Source organism: Falsiporphyromonas endometrii, from assembly GCF_042654485.1.
GTDB classification, from domain to species: Bacteria; Bacteroidota; Bacteroidia; order Bacteroidales; family Porphyromonadaceae; genus Porphyromonas; species Porphyromonas endometrii.
This window is the reverse complement of sequence record NZ_JBHSGO010000161.1, coordinates 1-9,943: the sequence shown is the minus strand read 5'-3', so window position 1 is coordinate 9,943 and position 9,943 is coordinate 1. Positions and strand designations below refer to the sequence as shown.

8 protein-coding genes, 1 tRNA gene and 1 pseudogene are annotated in these 9,943 nt (G+C 38.4%); 5 read left to right on the top strand and 5 right to left on the bottom strand.

Going from position 1 to position 9,943, the window contains the following annotated elements; all coding sequences use genetic code 11:
* Positions 1-574 precede the first annotated feature (574 nt).
* The 3 genes from ACFO3G_RS05100 to ACFO3G_RS05090 are packed head-to-tail and all read right to left on the bottom strand — an operon-like array spanning position 575 to position 3,785.
* Positions 575-1,681, bottom strand: coding sequence for a glycosyltransferase family 4 protein (locus ACFO3G_RS05100; protein WP_380078592.1), 1,107 nt, complete (start codon positions 1,679-1,681; stop codon positions 575-577).
* 38 nt (positions 1,682-1,719) lie between these two features.
* A complete protein-coding gene (locus tag ACFO3G_RS05095; RefSeq protein WP_380078590.1) occupies positions 1,720-2,817 on the bottom strand; it encodes an EpsG family protein in 1,098 nt (365 codons plus the stop codon).
* Positions 2,793-3,785 (bottom strand): glycosyltransferase family 2 protein, encoded by a 993-nt coding sequence (locus ACFO3G_RS05090; RefSeq protein ID WP_380078588.1) that lies wholly within the window; start codon positions 3,783-3,785, stop codon positions 2,793-2,795. Before ACFO3G_RS05090 ends, ACFO3G_RS05095 begins: the two co-directional genes overlap by 25 nt.
* A gap of 181 nt (positions 3,786-3,966) precedes the next feature.
* Between ACFO3G_RS05090 and ACFO3G_RS05085 the strand changes: the two genes are divergently transcribed.
* The 4 genes and pseudogenes from ACFO3G_RS05085 to lipB all read left to right on the top strand — a co-directional run bounded on the left by ACFO3G_RS05085 (position 3,967) and on the right by lipB (position 6,914).
* Positions 3,967-4,446: an SPOR domain-containing protein gene (locus ACFO3G_RS05085; protein WP_380078586.1), complete on the top strand. Its 480-nt coding sequence runs from the start codon at positions 3,967-3,969 to the stop codon at positions 4,444-4,446.
* Positions 4,446-5,465 (top strand): UDP-N-acetylmuramate dehydrogenase, encoded by a 1,020-nt coding sequence (gene murB / locus ACFO3G_RS05080; protein WP_380078584.1) that lies wholly within the window; start codon positions 4,446-4,448, stop codon positions 5,463-5,465. The genes ACFO3G_RS05085 and murB overlap by 1 nt, the downstream gene beginning before the upstream one ends.
* Before the next feature lie 12 nt (positions 5,466-5,477).
* Positions 5,478-6,152: pseudogene (locus ACFO3G_RS05075) on the top strand (MBL fold metallo-hydrolase); the annotation flags it as partial.
* 75 nt (positions 6,153-6,227) lie between these two features.
* Entirely contained in the window at positions 6,228-6,914 is a 687-nt protein-coding gene (gene lipB / locus ACFO3G_RS05070; RefSeq protein ID WP_380078594.1) for a lipoyl(octanoyl) transferase LipB, read from the top strand.
* Positions 6,915-6,943: 29 nt separating this feature from the next.
* On the opposite strand, the gene ACFO3G_RS05065 is transcribed toward lipB, so the two are convergent.
* Together ACFO3G_RS05065 and ACFO3G_RS05060 are read right to left on the bottom strand one after the other, a co-directional pair.
* A complete protein-coding gene (locus ACFO3G_RS05065) occupies positions 6,944-8,506 on the bottom strand; it encodes a lipopolysaccharide biosynthesis protein (RefSeq protein WP_380078582.1) in 1,563 nt (520 codons plus the stop codon).
* 620 nt (positions 8,507-9,126) lie between these two features.
* A complete protein-coding gene (locus tag ACFO3G_RS05060; protein WP_380078580.1) occupies positions 9,127-9,372 on the bottom strand; it encodes a hypothetical protein in 246 nt (81 codons plus the stop codon).
* Between the two features lie 370 nt (positions 9,373-9,742).
* On the opposite strand from ACFO3G_RS05060, the gene ACFO3G_RS05055 reads away from it, so the two are divergent.
* Positions 9,743-9,814, top strand: a tRNA-His gene (locus ACFO3G_RS05055).
* Positions 9,815-9,943: the final 129 nt, after the last annotated feature.

The window sequence follows — 9,943 nt, the reverse complement described above, 5'->3', positions numbered from 1 at the left end:
TGAATACTTTTGTGCATCGTCTTACTTTTAAGTTCTTATGATAAAGATAAGACAATTGGGGCTGAATTCTGTGAAGTTTTTCAGCCCCTTATTTTTTTGTCGCAAAAACTTTTATCGGACAGCAATAGATTGAAATTGGAAGGTCCTCTTCGGGGGCTGCGAGCCCCCGGGCGGACGCCAATCCCCCCGGTGTTTTTCATGTCCGCCTGACAGATGAGAAAAACAATGAAATGAAATGATTAATTTTGACTCAAAGATAAACTTCAATTACACACTTTTAGGGATACTACCTTATAAAAATCAAAAGATCGTCTTTGCAAAAAGAATCAAGGTGTATCATAGTTCCACTCTCCCTAAGTCAACTATCATCAGAAAAGAATAATCGCTATCAAAGAGCCAAACAACTCATTGACAACGATTATTTTATCTCATTTGAAGGGATTATAGCTACTGATATGAAAGAATGAACTTGGGTAAAATCAGATTAAACTAAAGTTATTCATCTAATAAATCGCAGTTAAAGTAGAAAAGGACAACCTTATTATATCCGTTTCAAAGCATCAATATATAATCATTATTCTACCATTTTGCGATAAACCTGTTGATAGTTTGCACTCATTTTATGTGCCGAAAACCTGGAGGTTATATCATTACTGATAGCCCCCATAGGATAAGATTCTGACTTTTGATAAGCCTCAAGCAAAGCATCTGCCAATGCTTCATCGCTTCCCGGCTCAAAAAGCAGGGATTCCAACTCAGGATACTTACCCAAAATTTCACGATGTGGAGGTATATCACTTGCTACAAAAGGTAACCCACACGCTACAGCTTCTACTACATTTAGCCCAAATCCTTCGGACAAAGAGGCAGAAACGCCAATATCTGAAGCAAGATAAAATGGGACAACATCCTGTTGGAAACCGGCAAAGATAATTTGCGCCTTGTATTTAGATGGGACAAGAGCCTTACACTTATCTTCCAATGGCCCTTTTCCCAAAAAGATCAAACGATCATCTAAAGACAACTGCCCGGAATCTAACAAACGAACAAAGGAACGGATCAATGACAATGGATTCTTTCGATGAACAAGACCGGCACAATAAATAAAGACCTTTGCTGAAGGCAAGATACCCAGTTCCCTCCTCAAGGACAAACGATCGACATCGGAGGGTTTGCCAAACTTCGACTCGTCAATACCATTATAAATCACTTTGCATTCGACACCAATTCGGTTGTAATACCGTGCTACACATTCAGTAATTGCACAAAATACATTTAACCTCTTTAGAGATTTCAGATGCCTGAAAGCCATATATTTCCCCTGAATAAAGCCCTTTTGATAACAATAATCTTCAGCACATAAGTTATGTAGTGTTGTAACAACCGGAATAAATCCTTTAGGCAAATTTGAAGCGACAAGATCCGGATGATAGGTATGCGTATGAAGAATATCGATCTTATTGTCAGACAAAAATTGTTGCAATCTCTTGGCCACATGCTTTGTTCGTAGCTCTAAGTCAAGAAGAGAATAATGGAAACTGACGCATTTACAAGAGAGTGATTCAAATTCGTTTTGAATACTAATAGAAGGATCCTCAGACCTCAGCGAGACTACGTAAATCTGCCACTCAGAAGACTGCATTCCACGAATAATATCTCTCATGACAACAACCGGTCCCATCTGAATTAACCGATTTATAACAAAACAAATACGCATACTTACTTATATATTACAGTATCAAAGATGGTCCTGTATTTAGAATAAGGCTCTTCGATATTCCCCAAATTCTTCACCATAAAAACAGAAAAGACACACAAGATGGCACTCAAAGCCCATGAAACCCATTTGGTCCTACTATATTTAAATGACAAAGGAAACAGGATAAAGGTGAACATAAAAGGGTAATAAAACAATCTGGCAGCAATCTCAAAATTGATAAACAAATTGTAGAAAATAATTGCTGTCAAGTAATAATCTATACTTTGTCTGTAAAGCACATTAGATGTCTGGATATGCTGCCTCAAATACAAGAAAAACAAAGCTGTCAAGTTTAAGAAGATTGGATAAACACCGGAATCCGACGACATGGCATAGACTTTGTCTGAATGGGTGTAGAGACTATATCTTTCGGGAAGAAATTGAGTCAAAATATCCACAATAGGCATCAAAAAGAATTTACCAACAAGGAATGAAACGATTAGAAACAAGAACCATGATTTAGCTTCCAATCGCTCACTTGTGAATAAGACAAAAGGAGCAATAACGACAAAGACAACAGCCGAATGATGTAATGCAAAAGACAATAGACAACATAAGAACCAATAGCCATATTTCTTATCAAGCAACAGGCAATATGAAGCCAGCACGACAGACATTGACAGATACTGTCTCACAATATTGAAAGATTCGAAATAACCGGAATAAATCAATACAAATGAAAGAAGAGCCATCCACCAGTAGCTTCCACACAACCGCCGAAAAGAATACATACAAAGACCAATTGTAAGTCCGGATACAAGTAGTTGCCAAGATAAAAATGGTACACCTAAAGTCCTACATATCATAATAAAGGTCTGCCAAAAGGGCTCTACAAAATCAAACGAGCTGCTATGCACAGGATTGTTGTACATAAACTCATAGATTTCGAAATCCCTACCCAATCCATATCTAAGACCGGAGAACAATGTCAGAAGAATAAAAAGACCAAGAAATGGTATTTGAGAGAGCCTCTTATCCTTTTGCGCAATGAAAAGCAGCAATACAAACAGGGAGAAAAAAACGGCATAGCAGATCAATGCCTCAATATGTATTTCCATCTAAGTATCAATTCATTTAAAATAAACCCCAAATATCGAGTTGACTTTTTCCTCTGTAGGGCAAATATGACTTTTGAATATAATGGAGCCACCCTTTTCATATTGTAGCAATCCAGTTCTTTGTAGACTTCTAATATTGACGAATAATCTTTTAAAGGTACATTTTGCATTACATGTGCCTTGGCACTGATATAAGCACATTTGATATCCTCCTCATAAATAGCCCTATTTGGAATCATCTGCTCACAATATCGAATTGCTTCTATTATCTTCTCCAGTGTGCCGGCATCCATGGTATGGATCAAACTATTCTCATTGCCCTGTTCATAATGGACAAATGAATAATGAATATATTTGAGTTTGATGGGATTAGCAAAGAAAGGAACCAATACCATAAAATCTTCCCACAGCTTTACACCATCAACAAATTTACCGGCATATTTCAAGAAACTATCCTTTTTGAAACACTTGTTCCACAAAAAAGATGGCATATGCCCTTGAAGTAAACATTTGGCAGTTGCCTGAGAGGTAGAGGGACAATCTACCCTCATATATTTTATTCTCTTGGGGTAATCAGCAAAATAATCTGTAACAACAACATCCAGATCAGGGTCTGACAACATCTCTTGAATAATGTGGCTTACATTACCCGGAGCATCCCAGTAATCATCAGAATCGAGAAATAACAAATAATCCCCCTCGGCATGTTCCAAGGAATGCCGTCTTGCTGTAGTCACTCCGCAATTTTTATCGTGAAAAACTTTGGTTAAGGTTATTCCTTCAACATCTGTCAGCATTTCACAAGCTATATTCATAGCATTGTCTCCGCCACAATCATCCACAAGCACCACCTGCAAAGGTCTGTAATCTTGCTTAATAATTGAAGCAATACATCTTCCAATAAAACGTTCGGTCTTATAAACAGGTATCAATACTGAGACTAATGGTCGTGACGAATCACACATCATAAAAAGGGATTTTTATTATTGAGAACAAATATACAAAGTTGTTTCTTATCGAGACGTTATTGATGTTAATCTCATCTCTTGCTAATTGGATGTCATTTAGTAACTTTGTAACATATATTTGGCACAACAAAAGATTTGTACCCTATATGTACGAAATAAACATTTAAACAGATAGATAGAAATGAAGAAGATTATCCTTGCAGCAACGGCACTATTGCTTGTTTCTGCGTTCACATCATGTAAGCCCAAACAGAGTGCTTACCGTCAATGCTACGAAGCTGCCAAGCAACGTGAGATTGTAAATAATGAGAACAGCTCACAGCAAAATACCGATCCTGTTGAGATCCAAAAACCAATTGACAGACAGGTGGTTGTAAGACAAGAAAATCTTTCTCTTTATGATGGGGAAGACGGCAACAATCTAAAACGATTTAGCGTCGTGATAGGTAGCTTCCAAAACCCTACCAATGCCAAGAACCTCAAAGAACGTATGCAACAAGACGGATACAATCCTGTATTGGCTAAAAACGATCAGGGTATGCTCCGCGTTATTGTGACTAGTTTCAACTCGAGAGAAGAGGCTGCTGCAAGCCGTGATGCGATCAAACAAAGATACGCACCAAACTTTCAAGATGCTTGGTTACTTGAAAAGACAAATTAATGAAAATCGAAGAAAACAAGTCTCTGAAAGAGCTTAATACATTTGGGATTGATGCCCGATGCAATTTCTTAGTAACATACGACAGCATAGAAGACTTGGAATTGTTACATAGAGATGAGTTCTTTCAAGAATCAAAAAAGATATTTATTGGCGAGGGGAGCAATTTGCTTTTCCTCGCTAATTTCAAAGGGATAGTCCTAATCTCAAACATCAAAGAGGTTGTCCGACTTGAAGATAGAGAAGATGAAAACTTTGCATATCTCCAGATTGGTGCAGGAGTAGTATGGGACGACCTCATCAAATACACTCTTGACAACGGACTCTTTGGTCTTGAAAATCTATCCCTCATTCCAGGCACTGTTGGTGCCGCAGCTCGTCAAAACATTGGAGCTTATGGCACAGAGATTTGCCAATTCATCCAAGAGGTTCATGCCTATGACACCGTAGAAGGAGTCAAAAAGAGCTTTACACACGATGAATGCAACTATTCATATAGGTATAGTATCTTTAAAGAAGACCAGATGTTTGGATGGGTCATTACCGATATCGTACTAAAACTTCCGAAGACTCAGCATCCCAATCTCGAATATAAAGACCTTCAGAATTACTTCGGGGGAACATCTCATCCGACATGCCAAGAAGTAAGAGATGCTGTCATTGAGATCAGGAACAACAAATTGCCCAAAGTTGGAGAAGTTGGTAGTGCCGGAAGTTTCTTTATGAACCCTATTCTTACACAAGAAGAGTTAGCTGAAGTACTCAAGATTGCACCCGATATTTCTTATCATTTACAAAAGGATGGCAAGGTCAAGGTATCTGCCGGCTGGTTGATTGATCATGCCGGGCTGAAGGGATATCGCAAAGGGAATGTCGGTGTTTGGGATAAACAGGCTTTAGTTTTATGCAACTATGGAGGTGCTACCGGCACTGAGATTGGAGATTTGGCAGATTATATCCAAACAGTTATCAAAGAGCGATACAATATAACGCTCAAACCGGAAGTCAATTATATTTACTAAACTTTTTAAGATATGCCCGAAATTATTGTTTTGGGCTCCGGCACCAGCACAGGTGTACCAGAAGTGGGGTGCACCTGTGATGTTTGCCGAAGCATGGATCCTAGAGACAAACGTTTACGCACATCTCAACTTTACATTACAGACCAAGGGAAAAGAATTCTCATAGACTGTGGACCGGACTTTAGACAACAAGCCCTAAAATACGGATTAGACCACATTGACGCTATTTTACTTACACATGAACACTACGATCACATTGGCGGATTGGATGACTTGCGTACTATATCTTGGAGTCGGACACTCCCGGTCTATGCTGAACAAAGAGTTTTAGACTCTATTAAGCAACGTCTTCATTACTATTTTCACGAACCGCCTTACCCCGGATCTCCCCAATTTGAGCTTCATCCGATCGAAGCCGGCAAACCTTTCGAAGTATTAGATGAGGAGGTCTACCCTATTCGCGTCATGCATGCCCGGCTTCCCATTGTTGCATATCGAATTGGCGACTACACGTTTATGACAGATGTCAAAACCATCTCACCGGAAAGTTTACTCAAAACTGAGGGCACGAAGCATTTCTTTGTCACAGGCTTAAGGTACAAAGTTCACCTTAGCCATCAGACCATCGACGACGCTATTGACATGACAAAGAAAATCGGATCTCCCGAAGAAACATATCTAATCCATCTCTCTCATCATGCACCAACAGTAAAGGAGTTGTTAGCAACTCTTCCAAACGGTATTTACCCTGCAATTGATGATATGAGGATTAAGTTTGATCATGCTCCATTTAGGTACGAAGACTGTGGTAAGATCGATTATTCAGAAGCTCATTCTCTTCAAGTTGAATATTTTGAACGTGGATTAAAAGCCAAAAGAGAAAACAGAAAGGCTCATAACGTCTTGTTATTTTGTGAGCATCAACCTGTTTTGACTTTGGGAAGACATGGTGATGAACACAACTTGATTGTGAGTGAAGAGCTTTTGAAACAAAGAGGTATCGAACTTCACAGAATAGAAAGAGGTGGAGACATTACCTACCATGGACCCGGGCAAATTACAGGATATCCGATATTTGACCTCGAACAGTTTGGCCTTGGAGTTAAGAAATACATTTATCTTCTCGAACAGTGCATTATCAACTTGCTAGATCATTATCAGATAAAAGGAGAAAGGCTTGAAGGAGCCACCGGAGTATGGATAGAGCCCGGTCATCCAACACGAGCTCGAAAAATCTGTGCTATCGGTGTCAAGTGCAGCCGATACATGACCATGCACGGATTTGCCTTGAATGTCAATACCGATCTTTCTCATTTTAGTCTGATTAATCCTTGTGGTTTTACTGATAAAGGGGTTACCTCCATGGAAAAGGAGTTAGGTCACAAACTTGACTTTACAGAGGTTAAGAGAAATCTTCAAATGATATTTCTATCTCTTTTTCACAAATGAGATAGATACGCCGACAACCCTATATAAATTTAGTGAACACGGCCAATAAGCTTCTTTTGCAAGCTAATGATAACAGTCCTAAAAGTTTTAGAAAGAATCATATTGATTCCAAAAGTCAGCAGGCTTAAGATAAAGACGGTGGCACCGGAAACCATCAAAAAGTTTCCGAGTGTTGCGTGAGACATCATTCCCATGAATATCCTATTAACTAAGTAAGTGCCCATTCCGAGGGCCACAATATTGATTGAAAAGAAAGAAAGAACTTTGAATATAAAAGGGAAGAAAGAAAAGCCAAACCCCCTTCTGTACAGAAATATCAACCTCCAAATTGTCGCAATAGAAAAGACACTTATGCAGGCTCCTGTCAATATTCCCGACAAACCCCAATAAGTTCCAAGCCAAAAAGAAAGAACCAAATTAATAATCATCTCAGCCACCGGAGCCCAAATATCATGATAAAGGCCATATGCCGAAATAAACACATCCTGCAATCTCATTGATGAAATTAAGGTATATAAGAGCCATAGCAAGAAAGGCCACTTACCCAATACCAAATCAGGACCTACCCACAAAGAGACAAACATATTGGCAACAGTATAAAGGACTCCTATAACCAATAATACCACCCACAATCTAAAGAAATACAGTCTTACAAAAACCTCTTCACTTCTTTTATGATTGCCGGATGCAACCAAATTTCCCACAGAACCCGTTATTCCTCTGAATGGTGTATCTACCACGGCAACCACCCCATTCATAATGACTACATAATTGGTATATATTGCCACCATATCGGCATTAGTAAAATAATACAAGAGTAACGGACTTAATTGAAAAAGAGCAAAAGCACTGATCTTATGAAAAATCAATTGACCCGTTTTCTTCATGATGACCGGATAATCTTTACGCTTACACAACCCCCTTCTTACGCTTGTGCTCAACCAAGGATAATCACGTCGAAGAAATATTTCTATTAGAATAGTGGTCAACGAGGAGGCAACAAACTCAAGCACAAGCCACCATATATAGGCATTGGGTACGTTCAAGTAAAGACAAAGAGTCTGCAAAACCATTTTAATAAGTTTTGGGGCCTGCACAGCCAAGGTGACTCGGTAATCTCTTTGGTCAGAAGTAAAAATAACCTGCCTGTAATTAAAAAGATAAGACAATAATGTCCCATACAGCATCACGCCATAGGTCGAGTAAGCGTACCAAATAGGAAGTTTTGTCTTCTGAAAGATCTGAGGAAAATAAAACAACAAGACAATGCTTCCCAATGAAACAAATATTGCTATATAACGGTAAAACCAACCCTGTATGGATACAATGTCCTTTATTTGCTCTTGATCTGATTCGTAAAGAGGCTTATAAAGAGCGAAAGCAACAGCTGAAGCAAGCCCCAATTCGGCAACATTCAAGAAGCCTAATAAATTCTGAACTGTAGCATTAACACCCAAAAGATCTACACCTAAAGCTTGAATAAAATACCTTCTAAAGAAAAATGTAGATATCAGTATAAGCACATAAAATACGGCTCCATACTTGGCATTTCTTAAGCTGTTTCTTGATCTGGAAGTTGCTACACTATTCATATAAAACGATTAGATAATGATAAAGTTGATTACAAAGATAAGATTTAGAAGTTGAAGTCTATAGGAGACAAAAATGACAAGACATATACAATCGAAATAACAGCAGTAGTAATAAAAAAAGTATTACTTCCATATCTCCTTACCATGATTTCTAAACATAATAAACGTCCTTCTTTATAGCTTTAACACAATCTAATTAGATAAATAATGTAAATATATTTAGTCTTTTAACCTGTCTAAAACAGCCCTTTTGTGAATCTGAAAGAGGCTTATTCTCAACAAAATCCAAAAGCGATAGTACGAAACCGTCCTATATAAATGTTAATATATGTATAGACTACTTTTTGTGGACAAATCGGCGGCTTAAAAACCCACTTCAGGCTGCCTTTTTTGGAAGCTCGCGCGACTTGCAATCCATTCTCGCGCTACCTTGAACCTATACTCGCGCGAGGTTGCACCCCAAGTAGCGCGACTTTGCATGTCAAGGTCGCGCGACAACGGATCGAGAGTCGCGCGAGAACAGATTGCTTCTCGCGCGAGCTTATTTGTTAAAATAGCGCATAAAAAAGCCCGTTTCGTACTATAAAAACGGGCAAAGTCGGTTAGAAGGCCGGATGACCCTAACCCTCGAATTTGTGATTTTGAGTTTGAATCAGTGTGTTTTGGTTAGCTTTTTGAATAGCAACCAAGGCAACAGTATTTAACAAATAAAGTTCTCTCATTACGAACTTCACAGCCCTATGAGAAAGACTATCGCATAGATAAATTTGCTCACGGTCAACAAGACATATCACTCGCTCTTGGAAGAATAATCCACCAAGCAAAATCATTGTCAAAAGTATGATTAGTAATATGCTTATCTCCATGGTTAGTATTATTTATCAACAGCTAATATACTAAAAATCAATATCTTCAACAACAAATCTATGTCCCATGAAAGACAAACAAGTAAAACACACTGGAAGATTCTGACTCGCTGATGAGAAATCATTCGATAAAAACTCCTAAAGTTATTGATGCCAAACTCTCACAAGCTCTCATGAAAGAACTGAAAATAAAATTCTAAAGAGAGACACTCTAAAACAAAGGAAATGAACAAGTTTACGTTACAGCCATACCAACGAAACACATTGACGCAAACAATATATTTCAAAAAAGTATTGCAGGTACAGAAATAATACCTATATTTGCATCGCAAAAGGGAAATGAGAATCAAATTCTCTATCCAAACTGATGGTGATCATAGTTCAGTGGTAGAGCAGCAGATTGTGGTTCTGCCTGTCGTGGGTTCGAATCCCACTGGTCACCCGAAAGGGGCTGTGTCAAAATTCCATTTGGCGCAGCCCTTTCTGTTTTTTGAAAAAAGTTTCAACTTTCTTTATATAAGTCTTTTCCATATCATGAATAACAGTTATCTTTATGGTAAACAAATAGTTA

What these genes read in the sequence shown, in the direction of transcription:
- ACFO3G_RS05100 (WP_380078592.1), bottom strand. Translation starts at nt 1,681, where the DNA reads ATGGGACCGGTTGTTGTCATGAGAGATATTATTCGTGGAATGCAGTCT.
- ACFO3G_RS05095 (WP_380078590.1), bottom strand. Translation starts at nt 2,817, where the DNA reads ATGGAAATACATATTGAGGCATTGATCTGCTATGCCGTTTTTTTCTCC.
- ACFO3G_RS05090 (WP_380078588.1), bottom strand. Translation starts at nt 3,785, where the DNA reads ATGATGTGTGATTCGTCACGACCATTAGTCTCAGTATTGATACCTGTT.
- ACFO3G_RS05085 (WP_380078586.1), top strand. Translation starts at nt 3,967, where the DNA reads ATGAAGAAGATTATCCTTGCAGCAACGGCACTATTGCTTGTTTCTGCG.
- murB (WP_380078584.1), top strand. Translation starts at nt 4,446, where the DNA reads ATGAAAATCGAAGAAAACAAGTCTCTGAAAGAGCTTAATACATTTGGG.
- lipB (WP_380078594.1), top strand. Translation starts at nt 6,228, where the DNA reads ATGAGGATTAAGTTTGATCATGCTCCATTTAGGTACGAAGACTGTGGT.
- ACFO3G_RS05065 (WP_380078582.1), bottom strand. Translation starts at nt 8,506, where the DNA reads ATGAATAGTGTAGCAACTTCCAGATCAAGAAACAGCTTAAGAAATGCC.
- ACFO3G_RS05060 (WP_380078580.1), bottom strand. Translation starts at nt 9,372, where the DNA reads ATGGAGATAAGCATATTACTAATCATACTTTTGACAATGATTTTGCTT.